16 protein-coding genes and 1 pseudogene are annotated in these 24,620 nt (G+C 60.3%); 9 read left to right on the top strand and 8 right to left on the bottom strand.

Features of this window, described 5'->3' with window-relative positions; all coding sequences use genetic code 11:
* Positions 1-42: 42 nt before the first annotated feature.
* The 7 genes and pseudogenes from AADH44_RS00480 (at position 43) to AADH44_RS00450 (ending at position 4,120) form a co-directional block, all read left to right on the top strand.
* Positions 43-1,014, top strand: a complete 972-nt coding sequence (locus AADH44_RS00480; protein ID WP_341953410.1) for a magnesium transporter CorA family protein — start codon at positions 43-45, stop codon at positions 1,012-1,014.
* Positions 1,015-1,293: 279 nt separating this feature from the next.
* Positions 1,294-1,626 carry a PadR family transcriptional regulator gene (locus AADH44_RS00475; RefSeq protein ID WP_341953409.1) on the top strand — a complete coding sequence of 111 codons (333 nt, stop codon included), beginning with the start codon at positions 1,294-1,296 and terminating at the stop codon, positions 1,624-1,626.
* Positions 1,623-2,234 (top strand): hypothetical protein, encoded by a 612-nt coding sequence (locus AADH44_RS00470; RefSeq protein WP_341953407.1) that lies wholly within the window; start codon positions 1,623-1,625, stop codon positions 2,232-2,234. The genes AADH44_RS00475 and AADH44_RS00470 overlap by 4 nt, the downstream gene beginning before the upstream one ends.
* Positions 2,235-2,401: 167 nt before the next feature.
* Positions 2,402-2,776, top strand: a complete 375-nt coding sequence (locus AADH44_RS00465) for a GNAT family N-acetyltransferase (RefSeq protein WP_341953405.1) — start codon at positions 2,402-2,404, stop codon at positions 2,774-2,776.
* 503 nt (positions 2,777-3,279) lie between these two features.
* Entirely contained in the window at positions 3,280-3,543 is a 264-nt protein-coding gene (locus AADH44_RS00460; protein WP_341953403.1) for a ribbon-helix-helix domain-containing protein, read from the top strand.
* Positions 3,544-3,551: 8 nt separating this feature from the next.
* Positions 3,552-3,695: pseudogene (locus tag AADH44_RS00455) on the top strand (toxin); the annotation flags it as partial.
* Positions 3,696-3,724: 29 nt separating this feature from the next.
* A complete protein-coding gene (locus AADH44_RS00450; protein ID WP_341953401.1) occupies positions 3,725-4,120 on the top strand; it encodes a GntR family transcriptional regulator in 396 nt (131 codons plus the stop codon).
* A 104-nt stretch (positions 4,121-4,224) separates the two neighbouring features.
* Here AADH44_RS00450 and AADH44_RS00445 read toward each other — a convergent pair whose 3' ends face one another.
* Together AADH44_RS00445 and AADH44_RS00440 are read right to left on the bottom strand one after the other, a co-directional pair.
* Positions 4,225-5,037 (bottom strand): aldo/keto reductase, encoded by an 813-nt coding sequence (locus tag AADH44_RS00445; RefSeq protein WP_341953399.1) that lies wholly within the window; start codon positions 5,035-5,037, stop codon positions 4,225-4,227.
* A gap of 71 nt (positions 5,038-5,108) precedes the next feature.
* A complete protein-coding gene (locus AADH44_RS00440) occupies positions 5,109-8,576 on the bottom strand; it encodes a bifunctional proline dehydrogenase/L-glutamate gamma-semialdehyde dehydrogenase (protein ID WP_341953398.1) in 3,468 nt (1,155 codons plus the stop codon).
* Between the two features lie 127 nt (positions 8,577-8,703).
* Here AADH44_RS00440 and AADH44_RS00435 point away from each other — a divergent pair, with 127 nt between their 5' ends.
* A complete protein-coding gene (locus AADH44_RS00435) occupies positions 8,704-9,597 on the top strand; it encodes a LysR family transcriptional regulator (RefSeq protein ID WP_341953397.1) in 894 nt (297 codons plus the stop codon).
* A gap of 39 nt (positions 9,598-9,636) precedes the next feature.
* Here AADH44_RS00435 and AADH44_RS00430 read toward each other — a convergent pair whose 3' ends face one another.
* Both AADH44_RS00430 and AADH44_RS00425 read right to left on the bottom strand, forming a co-directional pair.
* Positions 9,637-10,185 carry a thioesterase family protein gene (locus AADH44_RS00430; protein WP_341953396.1) on the bottom strand — a complete coding sequence of 183 codons (549 nt, stop codon included), beginning with the start codon at positions 10,183-10,185 and terminating at the stop codon, positions 9,637-9,639.
* A 67-nt stretch (positions 10,186-10,252) separates the two neighbouring features.
* Positions 10,253-11,161, bottom strand: coding sequence for an endonuclease/exonuclease/phosphatase family protein (locus tag AADH44_RS00425; protein WP_341953395.1), 909 nt, complete (start codon positions 11,159-11,161; stop codon positions 10,253-10,255).
* Between the two features lie 349 nt (positions 11,162-11,510).
* Here AADH44_RS00425 and AADH44_RS00420 point away from each other — a divergent pair, with 349 nt between their 5' ends.
* Complete coding sequence (locus AADH44_RS00420) at positions 11,511-15,053, top strand: TM0106 family RecB-like putative nuclease (RefSeq protein ID WP_341953394.1); 3,543 nt, start codon at positions 11,511-11,513, stop codon at positions 15,051-15,053.
* 22 nt (positions 15,054-15,075) lie between these two features.
* Here AADH44_RS00420 and AADH44_RS00415 read toward each other — a convergent pair whose 3' ends face one another.
* The 4 genes from AADH44_RS00415 to AADH44_RS00400 form a co-directional block, all read right to left on the bottom strand.
* Positions 15,076-15,516: a hypothetical protein gene (locus AADH44_RS00415; protein WP_341953393.1), complete on the bottom strand. Its 441-nt coding sequence runs from the start codon at positions 15,514-15,516 to the stop codon at positions 15,076-15,078.
* Between the two features lie 211 nt (positions 15,517-15,727).
* A complete protein-coding gene (locus AADH44_RS00410) occupies positions 15,728-16,261 on the bottom strand; it encodes a hypothetical protein (RefSeq protein WP_341953392.1) in 534 nt (177 codons plus the stop codon).
* Positions 16,262-16,273: 12 nt separating this feature from the next.
* Positions 16,274-21,280, bottom strand: a complete 5,007-nt coding sequence (locus AADH44_RS00405) for a DEAD/DEAH box helicase (protein WP_341953391.1) — start codon at positions 21,278-21,280, stop codon at positions 16,274-16,276.
* Positions 21,268-24,579, bottom strand: a complete 3,312-nt coding sequence (locus AADH44_RS00400; protein WP_341953390.1) for a hypothetical protein — start codon at positions 24,577-24,579, stop codon at positions 21,268-21,270. The genes AADH44_RS00405 and AADH44_RS00400 overlap by 13 nt, the downstream gene beginning before the upstream one ends.
* Between the last annotated feature and the right edge of the window lie 41 nt (positions 24,580-24,620).

Genomic DNA, 24,620 nt, shown 5'->3' with positions numbered 1-24,620 from the left:
CTAGCCACCTGAACTCAACGAAGCAACTGCGATACTGGTCGCATGACCACAACGCGGTGCTACCGGAACGGCGTTCTCTTCGACGAGGGCTTTTCGCTGGAGGAACTGGGCGAGTACTTGTCCCACGACAACGCCATCATTTGGGTAGACCTATATTCGCCCAGCCCACAAGAACTGCAGACTGTAGCCGACGAACTCACACTGCACTCACTCGCCGTCGAGGGAGCCGCAACGGCACAACAGCGACCAAAGTTCAACCGCTACGACAACCATGACTTTCTCAGCGCTTACGCGGTCCGGTTGGATGCAGAAACGGGAGAATTGACGACCGCAGAGGTTGCGGCCTTCATCACCCCGAAGGCCCTCATCACTGTTCGCAAAGACGACAGCTTCCCCATCGACGACCTGCTCGATCACCTCGACCAGAATGCCGAACTCACCAGCCATGGCATCAGTGCACTTCTGTACGGGCTGCTCGACTTCGTCATAGATGGACACTTCGATACTGTTCAGGCGCTCGATGACCAGATCGAGACGCTTGAGGACCTGCTATTTGATGACCGGCCTCATGACCCCGATGTGCAGCGCCGAAGCTTTGAATTGCGCAAAAGTCTGGTGCAACTGCGACGAGTGATCCTCCCGATGCGGGAGGTCGTCAATACGCTCATTCGACGCGACGTCGACCTCGTACCCAGCGCGATGGCACCGTACTATCAAGACCTCTACGATCATGTTTTGCGGGCCACCGAGTGGACCGATAGCCTGCGGGACCTCGTGTCGACGATCGTGGAGACCAACCTAACAATCCAGGGCAACAGACTGAATATCATCACCAAGAAGGTCACCAGCTGGGCGGCCATCATCGCCGTACCGACCGCCATCACGGGCTTCTACGGTCAAAATCTGCCCTACCCCGGCTTTGCTCACATCTCTGGCTTCATCGCGTCGACGCTTCTCATCGTGGGGCTATCAGTAGGTCTCTTCGTCGTCTTCAAACGCAACGACTGGCTCTAGAACACAACTAGAATAGCCAGCCCGATCGCCGAGGTGAGCCATCCCCAAATAATTTCGCGCACGGTCGGAATCTGCCACACGCTCAAACCGCGCACCACGGTCATCTCCTGAAGTCAACCTCGCCACTCGCGGCCTGAGACGGTCTCACGGCACCAGGAGTGGCAATCATCCACCGATGAGAGCTCGCACCCGACGTTGTCTCAGCGGCTTGCTTGCCCGGTGCAGCATAAGACTCTGCACTGTTGCCATTAGCCTGCACTGCAAGGTAGCGTGTATTGCATGACAGTGGATGTGGGCACTCAGCTTCGTAAGGGCGTAGTCGAATACTGCGTGCTCGGGCTTCTCTCGCGCGAACCAATGTATGGCTGGCAACTCTCAGAACGGCTCGTCACTTCCGGAATGATCGCGAGCATCGGCACGCTCTACCCGATGCTCTCCCGCTTGCGCAGCCAAGGACTTGTGACGACCTACAACGAGGCGTCAGCATCCGGGCCCGTGCGCAAGTACTACCAACTGACCACTCGCGGCGCAACGCAACTCGAATCGTTCCGCCTCCAATGGGAGCCATTCGCCGCAACCGTACTCCAGCTCGTCGGAAAGGACAGCTCATGACAAAAACCACCCCGCAGGCAACCCGCGACTACCTCGCCAGGCTAGCCGCGGCGCTCTCTGACGTTCAACCAGACGTGCGGGCGGAGATCATCGCCGGGGTTCGCGAAGAACTCGACGGGCTCGACGCCGAAGCAGCCACCGCCCGCGTTGCAGAGCTTGGCGATCCCACTTTCATTGCCGCCGAAGCCGCCGCTGCCACACTGGCTGCCGAGCAGAGCAATCCGACAGAGCCATCACCGAGTCGAACACTCCCGATCATCGCCGTGCTGCTGCTGATCGTCGGCACCTTTGTCGTCCCTGTAATTGCGCCGATCGTCGGCCTAGTCTTGGTCTCGTTCTCGGCAGTCTGGTCCCGACGAGAGAAACTGGCCGCTTGGCTCATTCCGCTAGCGACAGCGGTCATTCTCGTTGTGGCTTTCGCAATCACGTCGGCGGTTCAAGCGGAAGTTCCGAATGTACCGACCAACCCTTTAGTGCCCTTAGCGAGCTGGCACTTGGCCATCCTGCTTCCCTACTTGGTGCTCCCCATCGAAGGCATTGCGCTTCTGGTGCGCGCGAATGGGCGAGGCTGGCGCACGGTTCTAAGCCTGCCAGAATGGCGTAGATGACAGTAACCATGCACCCGTGGACGCACCACGGGTCCCAGCAGATGCAGCTAGTAGCACTACCGAAACTTGTCCTCAACACACTGGCTCAGGGAGAAGCTGTCGATGATGCACACTCCTCTCTCATAACGCCTTACCTTGCGGGCGTGGAGTGCATTGGGCTCTGGCGTATGAGAAGTAAACAACTTGTCGATTCCCCATCCGACGCGCCCTGGATCACCCGCTTGGTCGTTGTGCCCGGCGTGGATGGTGCTGTTGGCATAGCTGGATTTCATGGAGCACCGGATGATGCCGGGATGGTCGAAGTTGGCTACAGGATCGCTCCGGAATATCGAAGAAGGGGGTATGCGAGGCGGGCTCTCGAAACTCTGCTTTCGGTAGCCAGCACCAGTGCGGAGGTGCAGATCGTTCGAGCCACTATCAGCCCAGAAAATCATCCGTCGCGATCCTTGGTCGAAGATTACGGCTTCAAAGAAGTCGGTGAGCAGTGGGACGAAGAAGACGGTCTTGAGACCATTTTCGAAGTAGCGGCACGCGGTAGATAGTGTTCCGCTTTGGCCTGAAGCTCGAGTAGTGCAGCCACCGCACGCCCGGCGCCACGCCTATCGGCGAACGACACAGAGAGGCGAAGCAGGACGCCCCGGAAGCGACACTCGTAACTCGGTGTTGCTCAAGCATTCTTTGGGAGATCAACGAGCGGTGACACGCCTCGGGGTCTCGTTCGACATAGAGCAACGCCGCGGTCCCGCTGCCCGACTGCGCTGCCATGAGCGGGAGAAGATCGGCGTAATCGAGGATCTCTGCGCTGTATCGGCGGGTGTACTCGGCCGTCAGCTCGATACGCGAGCGTTTGCCGGCGCGCTGACGGTCGTCCTCCGTGTATTGGAGGTGGCGGAGTTCAGTGGTGGGCGCAAGTTCGAGGTGATGCTCATAGGCGACCTCGGCTTGGGCCAGAGCCCCTTGCAGCGGGGCGCGGGTCTACAGCGCTACGGAAACATGGACGCTGGGCACCCTTGCCACGGAGATAATTTCGTATTACATTAAAAATATGAGTATCGGTGAGTCCGTAAATGTCGTGCCCGTCGCGGAAGGGCAGATCGCGGCATGGGCTGCAGAAGCGGACGCCGGGTACGACGTCAACAAGCTGAAAGAGCGAGGCCGTGGCCGGCCAGGCCGGGGCGCCGAGCCCTCGCAGGTTGTCGCTTTGCGGCTCACCCCAGACGAACTCGCAGCAATCGATGCTCGGGCGGCTCGCGAGAGCAAGACTAGGTCAGAGGCAATCCGCGATGCATTGGCGTCCTACGTCGCGTGAAGGTGCACGATTCGCCGGCGCGCCAACTCCGGCTGGGATTCGACACTCAGGGAAGACTGCTTGAGACTGTTGTGCTCGTTTTCGATAGTGGAAACGAACTCGTTATCCACGCGATGAAAGCCCGACCGCAGATGCTGGAGTTGCTGCCGTAGCTCTTGTAGCGCGTGTGAGAGAATCAGGAATGGCTGAATCGTGGCGTCGCACCCCCACCGAAAGTCCGGTCACGTTCGAAATTGATACCGCGGCATCCATCCCGCCATTCGAACAGATCAAGGCTCAAGCGATCGCACAGATTGCTAGCGGTGAGCTACTGGCCGGCACCAAGCTGGCGACAGTCCGCCAACTGGCCAGTGACCTCGGCATCGCCCCCAACACGGTGGCGCGGGCCTACCGCGAACTCGAAGCCGACGGCTTTCTACTCTCGCGTGGCCGCAACGGCACCATCGTGAAAGCTCGCCCCGGCGACGCCGCCGCGCTGCTCCAACTTGAAGCCAAAGCCTACGCCGACCGCGCCACCGAACTCGGCATCACTGCGGATGACGCACAACGCTTCGTGAGCACCGCGCTGCAGCGCTGAGCTCCAGCACCTCTGAGTTTCAGCAGCGCTGAGTTTCAGCAGCGCTGAGTTTCAGCAGCGTCAACGCCCGTCCGCGCTACCCGAACGCCAACCGCTGCCGCAGGCTAGTGCCCGGTGACATCAGAATCGACGCCAGACCCGGGAACATCGATAGCGGCAATCGCTTCGAGGTCGCGGGAGTCGAGTTCGAGGTCGAAGATCGCAATGTTGTCGGCCAACCTTTCGGGGTTGGCTGATTTCGGGATCGCCACAATGCCATTTTGCAGGTGCCACCGCAGTGCAATCTGTGCCGCTGAACGTTCGTGCTTTGCGGCGATCTCGAGCAACACTGGTTGGTCGAGCACACCCTTGATGGGGCTCCATGCTTCCGTGACGATTCCGCGGGAGTCGTGGTAGGCGCGGTCGTCGAGGCGAGCGTTGGTCGGAGAAAGATCGACCTGGTTCACGGCAGGCACGGTGGTTGCGGCATCCGCCAGCACATCAAGGTGGGCGGGCCTAAAGTTTGAGACGCCGATGGAGCGGGCGAAGCCGTCAGCGTGCAGTTTCTCAAAGGTGCGCCAGGTGGAGAGAAACTCGCCACGGTCGGGCAGCGGCCAGTGAATGAGCAGTAGGTCCACGTACTCGAGATCAAGGCGTTCGAGACTCTCACGCAAACCATCGATGGCACGGTCTTCACCCTGAAATCCGCCGTCGAGTTTGGTGGTGATGAAGAGTTCGTCGCGGTCAATGCCGCTGCGCCGGATGCCCTCGCCGACGCCCGCCTCGTTGCCGTATTTCACGGCCGTGTCGATGTGTCGGTAGCCGAGCTCGATCGCAGTGGGAACAACGATTGCGACCTCAGCATCGCTGAGGGGCCAGGTGCCGAGGCCGAGCTGGGGAATGCTGTGGCCGTCGTTCAACGGTATCGAAGGAATCATCTTCTTAGGCTAAACGACGGCCACCACAATTCGCCGATTTGCGCGGTGTGCGCCGACCGGTTGTTGGGTTGTTAGACCTCTAATGCGGCCATGGCCGGGTCGGGGTTTCCGAAGCGGTGTGCGGTGATCGACAGTGACTGCTCGTGCACGAAGATCAGCAGTTCGACGCGACCGGATGTGGTAACCGGCCCCGACCAGACGGCGAGGTCAGGGTTTCCCTCAACCGCCTCCGCCAAGTCGACCGCTGAACCACCGATGAGGCGAACACGGCTGGTGTTGAGCTCACCGCGGGCGGCACGCTCAATCCACCGGGTATCCGATTCCACAACGACGTCGGCGACCGATACTGCGTTGCCGGATTCGAATGATTCGGTGAGCAGCGAGGGCAGCGGAATGGCCGAGCTGATGTGGATGGTCGAGCCGATACGAGCTGCGCCCGCGATCATCCGAACCAGGTAACCCATGGGTTCACCCTCGGAGAGACGAATCGTGACCGGCACCGAACGGTAGCGGAACACGTTGCGCTCCACCCCCAGGTCGGAAACGTCGCGGCTGATGCCGAACTCGGTCTCCCAGGCCCGCTGGTCGCTTTCGGCGGCACGGCGTACACGGTCGAATTCGTCGAACTCCATGCCCGACTGAGCCTTCTTGATGACCGACGACACCTGATCGCTGAGTCCGCGCACCTGAATGTCGCGTGCGGCGGGCTGCTCAACGGCTTTCCACTGACCCAACGTCATCAGGTAGTTGGGGCCGCCAGCTTTGGCACTGCATCCGACTGTGGACCGCTTCCAACCACCGAAGGGCTGGCGGCGAACGATTGCGCCAGTAATTCCGCGGTTCACGTAGGCGTTTCCTGCCTGCACTTCATCAAGCCAGCGAGCAACCTCAGTGGAGTCGAGCGAGTGGATGCCCGCCGTCAGGCCGTAGTCCACCGCGTTCTGCATGGCGATCGCTTCGGTGAGGTTCTTGGCGCGCATCACTCCGAGCACCGGCCCGAAGTATTCGGTCATGTGGAATTCGCTGCCAGCGGCGACACCGGTGCGCACGCCGGGGGTCCACTGCTTGCCTTCGTCGTCGAGTTGACGTGGCTTCACGAGCCAGCTCTCGCCGGGAGCGAGGGTGGTTAGCGCACCGAGGAGTTTGCCCTGAGCAGCTTCAACAATCGGGCCCATCATGGTGAGAGGGTCTTGGGGTAGCCCAACACGCAGGGTGCGCACCGAGTCGACAAGCTGACGCTCGAAGCGTTCGCTTGTGCCAACCGAGCCAACCAAAATCACGAGGGATGCCGCGGAGCACTTTTGTCCTGCGTGTCCGAACGCGCTCTTGGTTACGTCGGCAACCGCAAGGTCGAGGTCTGCGCTGGGGGTGACAATGATCGCGTTCTTGCCGCTGGTCTCAGCAAGGATTGGGAGGTCGCGACGCCACGAACGGAACATTTCGGCGGTCTCCCACGCCCCTGTCAAGATGACGCGGTCGACGGCGGGGTCAGAGATCAGTGTGCGACCGAGTTCACGATCTTTCAGGTCAACAAAGACGAGAACCTCGCGCGGCACTCCGGCTTCCCAGAGCGCTTCGACCATCACTGCGGCACTGCGCTGGGAAAGCTTGGCGGGTTTGATGATGACGCCACTGCCTGAGGCGAGCGCCGAGAGCACACTGCCCGCAGGAATTGCCACGGGGAAGTTCCACGGTGGGGTAACGACAATGAGTGCTGAGGGCACAAACGTGGCGTCGTCGATCGCCTCAAGGTCGAGGGCGCGCTCAGCGTAGTAGTGCGCAAAGTCAATTGCTTCGCTTACTTCAACGTCACCTTCAGCGATCGTCTTGCCCGCTTCGTTGGCCATGATCTCGATGAGTCGGGCGCGGGATGTTTCAATCGCGTCTCCGGCACGGTGCAGGATTGCCGCACGCTCGGCGGCGGGCATCCCACCCCAGTTGCGTCCTGCAGCGGTTGTCGACTCGATGATGCTCGTCACCTGCTCGTGCGTGCTTACGGCACCAGCCCTGACGGTGTCGATGCCGAGCTGCGAGTCTGCGCTGCGCGCCAAGATTGCGCGGCCCCAGTCACGGTTTTCGCCGATTGCGGGGTCGGTGTCTGCGACGTTGTCGAACGGGCGGTCGCCGATCAGTGCGGCAGGCTCGCTGCGGTCCTGAACCCGGTTGGATGTCTGAGCTTCCGAGTCGAGGTTCGCGAGCGATGCCAAGAAGCGGTCTTGCTCGCGCACGAAGATGTCTTCGTTGCTGGAGAGTTCGAACAGTCCAGACATGAAGTTCTCGGTGCTGGCGTTCTCTTCGAGGCGGCGCACGAGGTAGCTGATGGCGGAGTCGAACTCGGTTGGCTGAACGACGGGAGTGTAGAGGAGCAAGCTGCCGACGTCGCGCTTGATGGCTTCTGCTTGGCCTGTCGCCATTCCGAGCAGCATTTCGAATTCGATACCGTCGGTCACGCCACGCTCTTGAGCGAGGTGCCACGCGAACGCAATGTCGAACAGGTTGTGGCCGGCAACACCAATGCGTACAGCATCTGTGCGCTCGGGAGTGAATGCCCAGTCGAGCATCCGCTTGTAGTGGGTGTCGCTGTCTTGCTTGGTGCCCCAGGTGGCCATTGGCCAGTGGTGCGTGACCGCGTCGACGTGCTCCATTGCGAGGTTTGCACCCTTTACAACGCGCACCTTGATGGCTGCACCGCCGCGAGCGCGGCGAGCAATTGACCACTCGGTCAGAGCTTGAAGCGCGACGAGGGCGTCGGGAAGGTACGCCTGAAGCACGATGCCTGCTTCAAGTTCGAGCAATTCTGGCTGGTCGAGCAGTTTCTCGAATACCGCGATGGTGAGGTCGAGATCTTTGAACTCTTCCATGTCGAGGTTGATGAACTTCTTCTCTGGCGCGTGCAGCGCGAGAAGGTAGAGCGGGGTGAGGCGGTCGACAACACGGTCGACGGTCTCATCGAAGGCCCACATAGAAAGCTGCGACACGACCGACGACACCTTGATGGAGACGTAGTCAACGTCATCCCGCTGCAACAGTGCACGCGTGCCAGCAAGGCGGTTGTCTGCTTCGTCGTCGCCGAGTACGGCTTCTCCGAGCAGGTTGAGGTTGAGGTTTACCCCGTCACGACGCAGGTGAACGAGGGCTTTGTCGAGCTTGGCCGGGGTGGCATCGATGATGAGGTGGCCGACCATGCCGCGGAGCACCCGGCGGGCGATGGGAACGATTATCCAGGGCAGCAGTGGCGCGAAGCCACCGCCAACGAGGATTGCGAAGCGGAGGTACCACGGCAGGAACGCCGGGATGATGTGAGTAAGGCGCTCAAGGTTGCGGCCGGCGACGCGCAGGTCTTCGGGGCGAACAACGGTGTCGATGAAGCCGAGGGTGAACTCGAGCCCGTTGGGGTCTTTCAGCACTCCGGCGAGGCGGGTAGCACTCGCATCGGTCGGAAACTCTTCACTTTCTGCCAGCCATCGGCGAACCGTAGTTACCGTTTGTTCGGCAATCTGCTGTTGTGATGCATCGAGGTTGTCGGCAAGAGTTGACATGCTCACGAGAATAGGCCTCCGAACGGGGTAATGACTTGAAGTCTCAGTCTGAACCCCACACTGCCTTTAGCAAAAGCGACGGAATTCGCACGGTATCGCTTAGAATAAGTTAACGATTGGAGTGCCGATGCTCGATGTTCGACGACTGCGGCTTTTGCGGGAACTCAAACTGCGAGGAACCATCGCCGCAGTGGCCAGTGCACTCAGCTACACACCCTCTGCAGTATCCCAACAATTGGCCCTTCTCGAGGACGAAGCGCGGGTTCCCCTGCTGGTTAAAGCGGGTCGGCGGGTGCAACTCACCCCCGAAGCAGAACTCCTCGTCGAACACACTGTTGCGCTGCTCGAACGCCTCGAACTAATGGAAGCAGAAATCCATTCCTCCCTCACAGAAGTGCGCGGAACTGTGCGCCTCGCGGTATTCCAGTCAGCAGCCCTCGGCATCATCCCCCAAGCTCTCAGTGTGATCGCCCGCGAACACCCCCAGCTCCGGATCGAAATGACCCAACGCGAACCCGAAAGCGCCCTCTTCGAAACCTGGACCCGCGAATTCGACCTTGTAATCGCAGAACAATACCCCGGGCACGCTGCCCCCCGGCATCCAGACCTCGACATGATCCCGCTCTATGCCGACGAACTCTCCCTCGCCGTGCCAGCGGGCAGTGGCATCAGCACTCTTGCCGACGCCGCCGGTAGCTCCTGGGTGATGGAACCCCGCGGCACCGCATCCCGTCACTGGGCAGAACAGCAGTGCCGGCGAGCGGGAATCGAACCCGATGTGCGCTTCGAAACTGCCGACCTTCAGGCCCACATCCGACTCGTCGAATCTGGCCATGCCACCGCAATCTTGCCCGGCTTGGTCTGGGGCAGCCGCACCCCCACCATCGAGTTGCGGCCCATGCCCGGGCTGCCCCGCCGAACCGTCTTCACCTCGGTGCGCGAATCGAGTGTGAGCCGGCCGTCAATCGTGGCGTGCCGCGCCGTGCTTGAGCAGGTTGTGCAGTCGTTCGCTCCGGAGTAGAGAGTGAGCTGCGCTGGGGTGCGGCACTGAACCAGTCCGTTATTCCCAGGTGCTGGGGGCGTCGACGCGACTGACGGGCAGCGCGACGTGGCTGGCCCACTCCTGCACCCAGTCGGGCATGGCGGGTTGTGGGGCATCCCATCCGATGGTGTCGAGCAGTTCGGCAACGCTCACGGTGCCGCCCGAACGTTTGAGGAAGCGTGCACGGGTCATGGCCTGGGCGTAGATTTGGCCGCCAACGACGAAACGCTGTTCAACGAAAACTGCTTTCTCGTCGTAGCCGACAACCCGTGTTTCGAGGTCGAACTTCGTCCACAGGTTCAGCGATTTGCGAAAGCTCATGGTCTCGTTGGCCATGACCGGGTAGTAACCCTTGGCGGAAAGCTTCTGCCAACCGCCTGAACGGATCAGCAGGTCCATGCGGCCGAGATCCATGATCGAAAAGTAGACGCCGTTGTTCAGGTGGCGCAGCACGTCGATATCGGTTGGCAGCACTCGAAACGAGACGGTTCCGACATCGGCAACTCCCAATGCCGATCGACGCGGGCTCAGAATGCGATGGAGGATGGTGCGGAAGATCAGGTTCACTCGCCCAGATTAGGTGAATCGTGAGCGGGCCGCGCAATCGCTTGTGGGGAACCTCTAGTGCGCGGTCCTAGTTGCCACCGGCGAAACGAATCACGGCCTGCACGGGCACGTGGTCTGACGGCCACCCACCCTGATACCGCGTGACGTTAATGCCCGCAGTGACCGTAGCAACGGTGGGCGTCACGAGGATCCAGTCGATGCGTTTGCGATCGAGCCGTGGTGGTCCATAGTTCGGATATGTGCCCCATCCTCGCGTGAGTCGTTCCTCGGTCGTGTTCCACGTGTCGCACAGCAAACCTTTCCCGGTGAGCTGGTTGTAGGGGTCGGTGTCGGCATCCGTGTTGAAGTCGCCGGTCATGATTGTGGGATGCGGCGACGCCTCCACCATGTTTCTCAGGGCGTCGGCGGAACGAAGTCGCGCTTTTCGGGATCGGTGGTCGAGGTGGGTGTTGATGGCCTGAAACTGCACACCGGTGGCGAGGTCGAGAAAGCTCGCTTCTACCGTGATGCGGGGCGTGCGGTTGCCCCATGAGGTAGAGCCGGGCACGTTCGGGGTGTCGGAGAGTGCCACCTGCCGCCACTCGACTACCTGAAGGCGCCGGGAATCGTAAAAAATGGGGCAGCCTTCGCCACCGGTGTTCTTTTCGCGCCCGTACCCGATGGAGTGGTAATGCTCACCGAGTGCATCACGCAGAAAATGTACCTGCCGGAACAGCGCTTCCTGCACTCCGATCAGAGCTGGCTGTTCAGCGTTAAGCAGGCGTCTCATCAGCGGTTTGCGTCGGGCCCACAGGTCGGGACTATTCGGCATCAGCTGAGGCACGCGACGACGGATGTTGTAGGTCATTACATGCAGTCCGGGAGCGTCAACCGGGCCGATTAGTGCACTGCCGTGTGGCGGGAACGCCAGCTTCGGCTCGCGCTCGGGTGCCAAAGTTGAGAAGCGTCGTGAGCGTAGGGTTTCGCTGCCAGTCATCGTTCTAGCCTATGGGGCGGTGCGGGGTTCCACTGAACACGCTGCATTGGTATCGGCCAACCCACGAGAGAGTGGACGTTGGCGGCTCCTAGCCGGCGGTTCGATGCCCATGACGCCCCTGACATTGGGGGCGAGCGTACCGCTGATCTTGGGAGTGATTCGCGATACCGTGAGATATCCGTGCGTCTCTGGTTGCGGTACACACAGTGAGGTGCGGGCATGACTCAGACCGGCAGAATGATTACCAAACCGATGCTTTACGTGCACATGGATAAGATCTTCGGTCGTCAGGACCAGCAACGATCCCAGCCAACCGGATGTCTCCGGCTGACCATATTCTTATTCTGACATGTACCTTCTCCCCAACACCGACTCCAACTCCGGCACCACGACCGCCACCAACGCAGCGCTCGTCACGAGCGCCAGCGACCTCACCCAAGCCTCGAACTGCGAGTTTGGCTTTCTGCGCGTGCTCGATAAGCGGCTCGGCTGGTCGACCGATCCGCTGCCCGACGATGATGCGATGCTGATGCGGGCCGCAACCCTCGGCAATGCGCATGAGGCACGACTGCGCGATCGCTATCGTGCAGAGTTCGGCGACGCGATGGTGGAATTCGATAAGCCGCCCGGGCGTGACGCAAAAATTCTGCGGGACTACGCCACCCGAACCCGCAACGCCCTGCTGAACGGTGCTCCGGTTGTTTTTCAGGGCGTGTTCTTTGACGAATCCGACCCCGAGTTGCCGTTCATTGGTTACGCCGACTTTCTTGTTCGCCAGCCGGATGGCGGCTACCGCGTCGTTGACTCAAAGCTCTCGCGCCACGTGCGGGTCACCGCGCTTCTTCAGTTGGCGGCCTATCACGAACAGGTTCAGAAGCTTGGCGTGCCGGTCGATGACACCGTCGAACTGATCCTTGGCAACGATAAGTCGGAGACCGCCAAGGTTGCCGACATCGCCCCCGTCTTCCGTCGGCGTCGGGCGCGCATGCACGCGATCATTGCCGAGCACCGCGCTGGAGGCGTTCCGGTTGAGTGGCATGACGACCGGTATGCGCGGGATGGGCGCTGCAAGTTCTGCAAGGAACCCGCGCAGGCTGCCGATGACCTCGTTACGGTGGCGGGGCTGCGCGCAGGCCAGCGGGCAAAGTTTATGGCTGCCGGCATCCGCACTCTCAGCGATCTTGCCGAAACGGCGGAGCGGCCCGAAAGTCTGAGCATTCCGAAGGCCAGCTTTGCAAAACTGCACCTTCAGGCAAAACTGCAACACTCTGTTGATCCCACTGATGAGCACGCAATGCCTCCCGTTGTTGTGACGAACCCGCTGCCGATCGCAAGCCTGCCCGAACCCAACCCCGGCGATCTCTTCTTCGACTTCGAGGGCGATCCGATGTATTCGGAGCCCGGTGTGGGCGGGGTCCCCATCTGGGGCCTCGACTACCTGTTCGGCTGGGTCGACGCCGAGGGCGAATTCGATTGCCTGTGGGCTCACTCGCACGCCGAGGAACGAACCACCCTGCGGTCATTTCTCGACTTTGTGACGAAGCGCCGGCAGCAGCATCCGGGCCTCCACATTTATCATTACGCCAGCTATGAGAAAACTCATCTGCTGAGCATCGCCGCCCGCCACGGTGAGGGTGAGGATGTTGTCGACCAATTGTTGCGCGATGGTGTGCTCGTTGATCTGTACCCGGTGGTGATGGGAGCGCTGCGAATCGGTACCCCGTCGTATTCCATCAAGAAACTTGAACCGCTCTATATGCGCGACGATGTGCGCGCCGGTGTGACGAATGCCGCCGATTCCATTGACGAGTATGTCGACTCTTGCACCGAAGCGGAGAACGGCAATATTGGGCGGGCGACCGAGATTCGGGATGCGATTGCGAGCTACAACGAGTACGACTGCGTCTCAACGCTGAAGCTGCGCGATTGGCTGCGGGCCCTGCCCGAGGTGCAGGGGGTGAAAGTCGATGCTGCCGAAACGGAGCTCGACGTCAGGCCGTTCGAACCGAGCGAGCTCGATGTTGAGCTGCAGGCTCTCGGCAACAGTGCAGCCGAGCGCGGCGATGACGCTGCCGCCAGTGCCTATCTGATGGCCGCAGCTGCGATCGACTATCACCGGCGCGAAGTAAAGAGTTTTTGGTGGGAACACTTTGACCGCCTCGAGCAGCCCTCCGAACTGTGGGAAGACACTCGTGGCGTCTTCGTCGTCGAGGGTGCGTCTCTTGCCCGCGATTGGCATAAAGAGGGCAAGCAGCGCAACGAACGGCGTCACCTGCACCTTCACGGCCAGTGGGCGCCGGGGAGCAGTGCGCCGCGACCGGGTAGCGACGTGTTCCTTGTCTATTGTGACCCGCTCCCCTATTCCCCTCCCGGCCACCGACCGGGAGCGCGCCTTGCTCGCGGCGTTCGGATATCCGAACAGCCCGAGGATGAGTGGGGCATTTTCGTCGTCGAATCTCGGCCGGATGAGATTGCCGCGTGGGAGGAAATGCCCACCCACATCACGCCCGGACCACCCCCGCGCGCCGACAGTATTGTGGCCGCGATTGAGGCCTGGGGCGAGACCGTTGTTGCTGCCGCACCGGAGTGGCCCGCCGATGCCATGTCTGATCTTCTGTTGCGCAAAGCTCCCGCGGCATCGAGTGCGCTGGAATCAATGACGGGTCCGGATGACGGCGTGCGTGCCGTAATCGCGTCGCTTCTGGGGATGGAGAGCGGCTACCTCGCCGTGCAGGGTCCACCCGGTACGGGCAAAACCTATCTGGCCGCCCACGTCATCCGAGAACTGATCGAGAAGCACCACTGGCAGATTGGGGTGACCGCGCAATCGCACAAGGTTGTCGAGAACGTTCTCGACGCGGTGGTGCTCGACGCCGATGTGAACCCTGAGCTTGTGGCGAAGGCGGTGCCGGGCGAGTTCGGGCCCGGTTATTACACCGAGGGGCCGTTCAGTGAGCTGCCCAAGGATGGGCACCGCGCCTACGCGAGCGAGCACGCCATATCGGGGTATGTGATCGGCGGCACCGCCTGGGATATGACGAACCGAAAGCGTGTGCAGCAAGCGCAGCTCGATCTTCTCGTTATTGATGAGGCGGGCCAGTTCTCGCTCGCGAACACGATCGGTGTGGCGGCGAGCGCGAAACGAATCTTGCTGCTCGGCGACCCGCAGCAGCTTCCGCAGGTGAGCCAGGGCATCCATCCGGCCCCGGTTGATGGTTCGGCGCTGGGTCATGTGATCGGCGAGCTGGCGGTGCTTCCGGATGACTTTGGCTACTTCCTGGAGGAGAGCCGCCGCATGGATGAGGCCGTCACGCGCCCCGTCTCGCAACTCTCGTACGACGGACTGCTGCGCTCGCACGCGTCAACGGAGGGGCGGATGCTCGCCGGTGTCGCCCCTGGGCTGCACTCGGTTCCGACCGCTCACGTCGACAACTCAACGTTCGCGAGCGAGGAAGCGGATTGCGTGGTGGAGTTGGTGCGCGAACACCTCGGAGCCCTCTGGACCCCGCAGGCCGGCGGCACCCCGAAGCCGCTCGCTGAGGACGGCATCATCGTGGTGACGCCCTACAACGCGCAGGTGGAACTCATCCGCGGTCGCCTCGATGCTGCGGGCTATTCGCGCGTCGTCGTGGGCACGGTCGACAAGTTTCAGGGCCGAGAAGCCGTGATCTCGATCGTGAGCCTCGCCGCCTCGAGCGCCGACGATGTGCCGCGCGGCCTCGACTTTCTGCTCTCCCGCAACCGCCTCAACGTCTCCATCTCGCGCGCCCAGTGGGCGGCGTACCTCGTCTACTCGCCCGCACTGCTCGACTCGCTGCCGCAGACCGCGGAGGGGGTAGCGACGTTGAGTCGGTTTATCTCGCTTGTTGAGGGCACTGCCGACGTCTCGTGACCGGAGCTGGAAGGCGCGACTGCTACAAACCGTGGGTTTTGCGCCACCACCAGTTCCTTCGAAGCGGGTCAGCGCCCTCGGTACGTATAAGTTCACGCAGCAAGTGATAGTCATCGCGACGGAGCGTGGCTAGTTCCTTCGAATAAGCCGGTGCTGCAACTTGATCTAAGGTCGCTACTGTCCAGAATCCCCAAGTGTTATCGGTGACTCTACCGAGCCGGCGAAGATCGATCTCGTCTTCGCACAGTTGAAGATAGCCACGCACGATCGGGCGGTCACGCTTACGAGCATGCCCTGTGATCGCGAAGTGAGCGGAGCGTTGATCCATGAGCACCCAGTAGCGCGAGACATACAACTGCTCAAATTCCCGGTGCATTTGCCAACCGTGAAAAAGCAATTGCCATGCCGCGAAGATGATGGCTAGTGCCGTCACGCCCTGCACGACGAAAGTGAAAATGACCAACTGTTAGGTGTCCTTCGGTTGTATTGCGGGCGGGTTGTCGAGGAAGTGCGCTGTTGTCGACTCCACTCGGCGCAAGCCCAACAGGGTCGATGGGGGAGCATCAACACCACGCGGATACTTGTCGCGTGAGATTTCTGAGCAAGAATCCTTGCGTCGCTCTTGCTCGCGACGCAGACGATTCAGAACAGCCGCGCTCGTGACTTTGAGCTCATCAATCGGGATACAGGACGGCGCGGATGAGGTTGGCGGCGTCATCGAGAGACCGACGGTTAAAGCCGAATTCCCGGCCTTCGAGCACAGAAAGCAGGTCCCCGGTGTTTGCGAATGGCGAGGTGAACCACTCCGCTTCGGGAATTTGGCGACTCCACACAATTTCGCCTTCACCAAGCGCTTCGAGCACGAGGTCCGCAATGTTCCCGGGGATGTCCGCGTCCACATCCCCGCGCGTAAGAATCGCGCACCACGATTCTGCAGCAAGCGCGACGAGTACACTCTCGTCGTCCGCTCGAGCTTGGTGCATCTGTTGGGTGTTCGTTTGAAAGCTCTGGCCCTTGAGGTAGAAGATCTCGATGTAATACGAGGCCACGCTCATATCGGAAAAGAGCGACGTCGAATAGAGAACGCCCTGCACCGACTCAGCGCCCGGAGTCAGGTCTTTCGGGAACACTTGATGTCCTTGCGAGGCAAGAAGTCCCTCTGCCTCCAAAATGTCGTAGACGTCTTGTGCTCCCGCGTATCTGCTCATCAGCTTCCGCCTCTAGGCGTTGAGAGCATCAGCAATGGACAGCGAGAGCCGTTCGAGGTCGTCTTCGGCTAGAGCGCTAAATGTTTTCCATCCCTGTTCAACCAGCCACGCATCCCGCTCTGAGTCCAGATCAGTAACTACACAGATCTTTTCATCGGGCCACGAAAGCTCCATGACCCACTCATTGTTCGGCCCGAGGTCGGTACCGACGATAGGAGCTGGCACTTCTTGGTTTCGAAGATGAACCGCAAGATCACCAATGCCATCGATGCCCCACATGATCGCTTCGTCCCACGCGTCTAGCTTCTCGGTAGTTACCGGAGCAGCCCCCGCCCCGGGGTTCGGGGTGGATGACGCACCAGACGAACTCAGTAGAACCCGTTCCAAGAAGTCTTGCGCGAGACCTCGTGACAGGTCGTCGTGGAAGCGTTGGTTCGAGTAGCTCCGCAGGCACATGTAGCAGCTCGTCTCGCGTCCACACTCGCAGCGGGAGACGATATCGAGTGCCGACGTCAGCACTGCGACGATCGACTTGGCGATGAGCTTCGCGTAGCCGGCGCCTCCGGGAACAGTGTCGACAATGTTGATTGTCGCTTTCTTCGACGACAGTTGCGTGATCGTCGCGTCGATGTTGTTGGGCGAGATCTGAAGCGAGTGCGCCGCTCCGTTCAGCACCGCATACATGACCGATCGTGCAATGTTCTGCACGTCCTTCTTTTGGTCTCCCCACGAAAAGGGGAACTCGAAACGAGCGACGTCGGTTTGGAACTTGTGAGCCAGAGCCTGTACGGAGTATCCGCCAGTACAGGGACGACTACTCATCGGGTTGGTGTGACCTGTCGGCCATGGAGTCATGAAGTCCATTCCAAACCCGCAGAAATTGCAGATGCGAAAACCACTGTCGGTGGACCCGTTGTTGAGTCTCACCATGAACGCCCGCTCGAGGGTGGTCGAGGCGACTTCACCTCCGGGGAATTTACCCGTCGAGGTGTCTGCCACCACGCCGTCGGACGCGAGGCGAGTTTGCCCGCGCCAGCTGACCCGCGGCGGGCTGTCGCCCGGCCGCTGCCGGCCTCCTTCGCCAATAAAGCCGAAGCGAGGTTCTACGTACTTATGGGGCATACCTGCGTCAGCATCGCCGCACTCCGCACACGGCGCTTCGTCTCGTTCTAAGGACTCTGAATAGCGGTCGCAGTTTTTACAGATGCGGAAGAATTTGCTCTCGTTCTCTTTCCCCGCCTTTCTGGCGACCCCGACTGATTGCCAGAGGTAACCACCCGCTACGAGCTTCGCACCGGGCGCATATTCGAAGATCGCTTGCGACAGGTCGCGTGAGAGGTCTAGTTGCGTCGCAACGTCGGTGCCACTCGCACTAGTTCTCATGTCTACGGTGTCGACCGGAAAACCATATTTGGGCAGCAGGTTGCGATTCGCAAGGAATCCCAAGAGGTCCTTTTTCTGAAGCGTCTTTTTCGTTCGATCTAGCTTGTCTCCGTAGCCGCCCTGCTTGGAGGCATAAGCCGTTTCGACAGCAGCATCGTAGATAGCCATTTCCTCTGAATGGTCAGTGCCGACCAAGTCGAGAAGATCGAAAAGTTCTTGGGTCCAGTTTTCCCATTTCAACTCCGAGGCGCTGGCAATCGAGGCGTCTAACACTTGGCCAACGGCTTCAACGACCGCGGTCGGTTTTGCGCTGAGCCACGGCTTAACCCGTGATGCCGCTGTTTTTCCTAGTTCATCCGGCCCAAAGAAGTTTTCGACTTGGGGGTAGGTCTCACCTCGTGACTGGAATTGCTCACGGAAAAAGGCCGCGAACGCGATAGAGAAAAGATGGCGTTGGGCGATTCGCGGGTTATCGATGGGCACCACTGGAGGGCGAACCGTGCCCGCAATAATCATGGCCGGATTGGCGTAGCTCGTCAGGTCGTGAGAGCGACGCTGCGCATAGGTGACTACTAGTGCGGCATTGTCTAACCGACGCCCTGCGCGACCAGCCCGCTGGATATAGTTCGAGACCGTCGGCGGAACGTTTTTCAAGAGAACTGACTGCAGATCTCCGACGTCAACGCCGAGTTCGAAGGTTGTGGAACACGACAGCACGTTCGTTCTTCCGGCGATGAAGTCCTGCTGAATGATCGCTGCTTTGTCGCTAGACCACTGGGCGGTGTGTTCCATCGCTGTGAGTGGGATCGGTCTGAGCCCTCGGTAGAGTGCACGGTAGTGGCTGTCGTCCTGCTTCTCGGGAGGGAGTTCCCACTCCACAAGTTTTCCTTCGCACCGGTACGCTAAACACACTCCGCTCACCGAGCGATGTGCCAGCCGCGTGCAGACGCTGCATTTGAAGAGTTTCGATTCCTGCGTCAGCGTTTCACCTTGCACCGCATTGACATCGAGCTGATAGATCACGCCGAGCGCACCGGTAGGGCCGACGGTGAGCCAGTGCGATAGCGGGCCGTCGCGTCGCTCGAGCATGCGCCAGATCCCTCGCAGAATCTCATCGACTCGGCTTAGGTCGAGTCCGCGTGCTTCGAAGACCTTTCGCAGGTAGTCAGACCGCCTGTTTCGATTGGATGTTGGCTCCCAGCTGAGAACCTTTCTTTTGCTGTCCGAGCCGGTGCTGCGCACGTAGATTGGACCTAGGCGTGGTTCGAAAGCTTCGTCCTTCAAGTTCACTTGTGGCAGTGCGCTCAACGCCCCTTGTGTGCGCAAGGTGCGGACAAGCTCTTGGAGTAGGTCGAGAGCTTCGTCATCTGAGAACCCTAAGTTCCTCAGCGGGGCAAGGACTGCCACGTCTGTTGGCGGGCGCATCGCCCAAGCGACTAAACCAACTCCTTCCAAGGAAATGCGTTCATCGAGTCCGTTGAGTTCGGTCTGAAGCCAGGTTTCCGTTGCCGTCTGCTTGGCCAGCGGAGTATCAGTCGCTTCAAAGAAGGCGGCATCGTCTGCCAACTTTCGAGTAACCGACGCGATGTCAGACGATGCCGCTGGGATCCCCTCGAAGAAGGCCCGACCGATGGCTGCATGGAGCACTCGGCGTTGAGCGAAACGGCCGTAGGTCCGTTCCAGATATGGCGCAAAATACGCTGCCTGCTGCCGGCTGTCACTGAATACGAGAAGTTTGCGGCCACCGCCGGGGCGGTCGCCCTGTTCCTCGACCGACGCGGCAGGCATCGCTTGATAAAGACTCGTGGTCAGAACGCTGACCGAGGCATCGTTACCGCTCTCGAAGCGTCGGATGGTTCGCTCGCCCTGTGCTCCGCACTGCAAACACTTCTTGACCACGGCGCCGGGGTTGTTCACTCTCAACACGCGCGTCATCGCCGTGTTGCTGCACTCCGGGTTTGTGCACGCTGAAGCGCCGGCGGGATCAATGAGTCCGCATTGTCCACACAGCGTTACCCGATCGGACTGAACATTGGCGACCGCATCGTTGTCGAGCACAACGTCGTCTTCGTCTTCCAGATCGCTTTGCTCTGAAGAATCAGTCGAGAGGTCGATCGACAGCCATGTGACTGCCTCCGAAATCGAATTCTTCGGCACGAAATAGCGGCGCCCTCCCTCTCCGGCTTGAATAGTTCCGGCGAAGTAGGTGCCACCACACTTTTGACACGCTGCAATCTCGAACACGGACCACGCGCACTCGCTGCACCGTTCCTGTCGCGCGAGGCCTACATGGGGGCCCGACGGAGAGAGGCACGTGAATGCGCCCTCTGTGGCTCGGGCAAAGAGGTGGTATTTGGCGGAGAGGAGCGGAACTCCGTTAGCGTCGGTGGTGCGGGCCGCCATCGACACGAGGTCTCTCAAGTCGGCGGCAGTAATGTCCGAATCGGGCCCAATACGATTGAGCACTTCTTTGAGCGTCCTCGGCTTTTCGGATGCCAGTTGCACTGTCTCCGCAAGTGTCGCTTCTCCTGCGAGCGCATCGTGCAGTGAGGTTGCGCTTGAACCTCTCTGCCTGGCCGCATCGATGAGGTCGGTGTCGCTGAAACGGTTGGCGAGATCGGCTGTCGTGAGTCTGCCCCACACCTCGTTTGTTCCCCAGGGCAGCCTGGTGGCGGTGACGACGTCGGTGTTACCCGCGAATGGTGCTCCGAACAACGATTTCGCGAAGCCTGCGGCACGATCAAGGTCGTTGCCCACGGTGGCACTCGTCGCGATGTACTGCAACGAATCCGCTGCTTTAACGCGTTCACGTAGCCGACGGATGAGGAACGCCACTTCGGCGCCCGTTGCTCCGTCGTAGACGTGTGCTTCGTCGACCACGAGAAACTTCCACGTGTTGGATTCGCTTTCGAACAGGTCCATATCCTTTGGCCGGAGCAAAAGGTATTCCAACATCGCGTAGTTGGTCAGCAGAATGTGGGGCGGGTTAGCGCGCATCTCTTCACGGCTGAGTAGTTCGTTGGGGAGTCGGCGCTCGCCTGGATGCTGCGCCCTAAACTTCTTCTCTGCTTGGCTGGCTTCTTCCAGCGTTTCCCCCGTGTAACGCCCAAACGTGATTTCAGGCGTATCGGCCAGCATCTGACGTAGGCGCTTAAGTTGATCATTCGCTAACGCGTTCATCGGGTAGAGCAAGAGCGCGCGAACGCCTGAAGTGAGGCCGTCGTTGCTGGCTTCTTTTTGGAGGTGGTTCAGGATAGGGATCAGAAAGCTCTCGGTTTTACCTGAGCCGGTTCCCGTGGCAACGATCGTGTTGCGACCCGCGGTGATTTGCCGAATCGCCGTTTCCTGGTGGATGTAGACCGGCCGGTCCAGGGGAAACGAATCAGAGGCGAATCGCGCAAACCGGTCGTCTAGCGTGCCTTCCGCGATGAGTTCGCGGATAGTGGCGCCGGTCGCATACGGCGGAGTGACCTCAAGGTACGGCCCCTTGGTGAGCCCTTCGGTTGCAGCGGCCGCAATGGCTTTCCGCAGACCCTCAGCGAGTTGGGGGTCTTGAGGCGAGATGAGCGACGATAGGTACCTCCGATAGTCCTCTGCGATGTTCGCGCTGACGGCAATCGGATCTATCGAGTCCATTCGTTTCTCCAGTTCATGATCCAGAGTTCGGCGATAACCAAATCCTGTTCGACAAAGGCGGGGGCTGCCTCCGCAAGTTGTGCGTAGTAATCGCGCAGTACTGCGTAGAGCCCGCGGGTGTTTCCGAGGTCTCGTGCTGCAAGTCGCGCGACAATCGCGAGCGCCATCGAGAGGGCCGGGAGATTTCTCCATCCGTCGGCGCCGATGCGTGCGTCGATGGGGTCGACTCCTCCAGAACCAAGCACGTCAAAAATGGCGCTCTTCACACGTTTGAGAATCGGCTGCGAACCACCAGTAAGGTCGCGCAATGTTCTCGAACTGCGTGCGTCAAAGAGCTGACGGGCTGCAATCATTCTTGTGTCTTGCTGCAAAAGTCGCCCAGGAATCGGGCTTGCAGCAGCCCAGATTTGCTCTAGGCGCTCAAGAGGAAACTGGCTAAGCATCGGAGTGTTGTCATCAAAACGCCCGATTTTCGCGTGTGGGTCTGTTCCGGTGTCCAACAAGGTCAAGGCGTCGCGACCAGCGAAGTTTTCCAAGTTGCTGATGAATTCGGGGTCAGAAGCCTCTTGCGTTCCTTCGTAGTCGCCGACGAGCCCGAGGAACGAATTCAGAGGCCAGCTTCCGGGCACCGGCGGTGGAATTTCACTCCCGGTTGCGGCGAGATCGCTATCGACAACGAGTCGCATCAGCACCGACGGTTCTAGCGACGCCTGCATCGCCGTATCGAGGAATAGAGCAGGATGCGAAGAGAACAAATCCGCTATCCGGGATCGAATAGACGCATAGTTGAGCTTAGTTTCGAACTTTCCGAGAAGCGACAGAATCTGTGCTGCCAACGGCAACGCAGTCGCGCCCGAGGGCATCTCGCCGCTTCCCTCAAGCCACCTCGAGAACTCACCTTCGACGCTCTCGTCAGATTCTTCGAGCGGCAGCATTGTGAGGTCGAAAACGTTCGGGTCAGTGCGATCTGGCATCTCTGGCCACGGCGATGGCGACCAGGGGTCGTCGACTCTCAGCAGAACCTTCGCTCGCCCCATTTGACTTACAGCACGGTCGATTGCTGCCGAAGCGGCGCCATCGGCAAATGAGATCACGGTCGGGAGTTTCCACGGCGAATACTTCGGGTAAATGGCCGCGGTGAGCCCCTGCGGAGCGCTCGGTGAAATCACCAAAGCACTCGTCTCCGCATCAAACCTGACCTCGTCAGCAAGCTTGCGAGGGCGAAGGTTACCCACCGGTACTGACTTCTCACCAATTCTTAGCTGCAGGCGTCCCGATCGTGCCGATCTCGCGGTGTCTGCGAGTTGGCCAAGATTGAAGTTCACGTACGAACGCTGATTGGTAACGCCCGCATCGATGGTTTGCTCTACACCTTTCGCCGAGACCAACCCCAGAGTGGCCCACAGGCCCGCAGGAACGGTTACTCGGAGTTGCGTGTTTTCGAGACTTTCGCTGTCGAGCGACTGCGGAAGCAGCGTGACCACAGGAAAAGCAGAACCGCGCGTGACTGCAATGTTCATATGTGGAACGCGAACAACTATTGCCAGCTCGCTGGCTGCGGATGAGAGAGTCGCGGTCGCCGACGGGGTGCTCCGGTCTAGTTCCAGGCTCTGGTCATCTTTGTCCGCGCACGACAGCGTGACTGTCGCCGGCTCCATCCCGTTACCCTCTGCCGCTAGATACCGGAAGGGCGGCTGATGGCGTGCTGCCCAGCCCTCTGCGACCACGACGCGACGGGTGAGGCCGCGCCCGAGAGCACCCCGCACAGTGATGACGTATTTACCCAGCAGGGAAGCGGGGCGCTCCGGCCACAATTCGACTTCCAGCGGGTCGCTGGCCGACCTCACTTCGGAGCTCCAAAGCGTTCGGCCAGAGGATTCTTCGGTCAGCGAAATGGTCCACGGCAGGGAACCAGCGCTGCTTCCACCCGATGCCGGAAGCGTCACGCTGGGCACGTCGCTGTAGACGATGGAATCGTCGCTCGTCGTCGCGCCGAGAACGGGTTCGGGGTAAGCGATTTGAGGTCGAGTAGATGTGGAGACGAACCGTGCACGGTCTTCACCGCGGCTGAGTTTTTTCACGCCATTGAGGTCGACCGTGGCGAAGATCCACGACTCCCACCCGAAGGGTGACTGGTGTTCTGAGATCACCGGGCAGGGGCCATCGAATTCAATGAGTTCGTTGAAGGGTTTGTCGCCAGATTGTGGCGTTCCGATCACGACGAGATCGCGCGGCAGCGAGTTGCGTGCCGGTATGAGGACACCCGTTGCTGCGTCAAAGATAAGGAGTGGATCATCCGGGTCGACTACCGTCATGTCCCATTCTTGTTCACCGGGGCGAGCCCGCACAGAGACTGCTTTTGTCGGCTGGCGAAGTGAGTGGATGATTGTCTTTGCGGGCAATCCCGGCCATGGGGGCTCCGCCGTGTATGACGCTGATCGCCCTTCCGAGGCCAGAGTCCAGTGCACCGTTTCTTCGAGAGGCACTTCCAGTGAAGGCAGCGTTATTGCAACTCCGTGGCGGGCGTCGTCCCAGGTGAGAGTGGGTACGTAGACCACTTCTCGACTGCGGGTGCCGCGGCCGGGTCGCGAAACCAAAGCGCCGGTCTCAACAAGCCTGCCGATCTCATCCACGATGTGGCGAGCAAGACCGGATTCAGGGGATATTCCTCCGGTTGTGGCGGCGTCGAATGCAACGAGGCAGCGATCAACGAAGTCTTCGGCGATCTCGCCGCCCTCTCGGAGGAAGCGCCAGGTGGGCGCATCCAATCCCAACAACGAAGCAGACTCTCGGTTCTGAGATCGGGCCCATGCGGCGAACAGCGCACCGCTGGTTCCGGCTCCGCGTCGATCTTGCTTGACCAACAAACGAAGGAAGCCTTCAACGCTGCCGACGGGCACTCCGGCGTGCATGAGAATCTCACCGACGTTGGCCATCGGCGTCGTAAACCGTCGGAGGCTGTAGTAGTCCAGTATTTCTTTGTATCGGGTGACGACAAGGTCGGTGTCGCCCTGGGATAAGCGCACACCGAAGGCTTCGTTCACAAAAGGCCAGAATGTGCCCTCGTCGTAGTCTCTTCCGCCGACCGCGGTCAGCCCGATGAGAAAGTTCGCTCTAAACAACGAGAGAAGATGCTTCCGGTCCTCGCGCGTATCGCAATTGCGGAATCGGTTACCGAGCCACCGGAATGATTCAGTCGCCTCGCCTTGGTCTACATCCGCTTCCATTACCAGCGATGTTCCGACAAGTCGCTGCCGCCATTGAGATTCGCGTTCGCGCAGCGCGAGTAGTTCTTCCATGATGTCCCTCGGGTTTAGGTCAAAGTTTCAAAGCTTTGCAG

This window comes from Salinibacterium sp. TMP30, assembly GCF_038397785.1.
Lineage (GTDB): Bacteria > Actinomycetota > Actinomycetes > Actinomycetales > Microbacteriaceae > Rhodoglobus.
The sequence above is the reverse complement of the archived record's forward strand: the minus strand, read 5'-3'. Positions and strand labels throughout refer to the sequence as shown.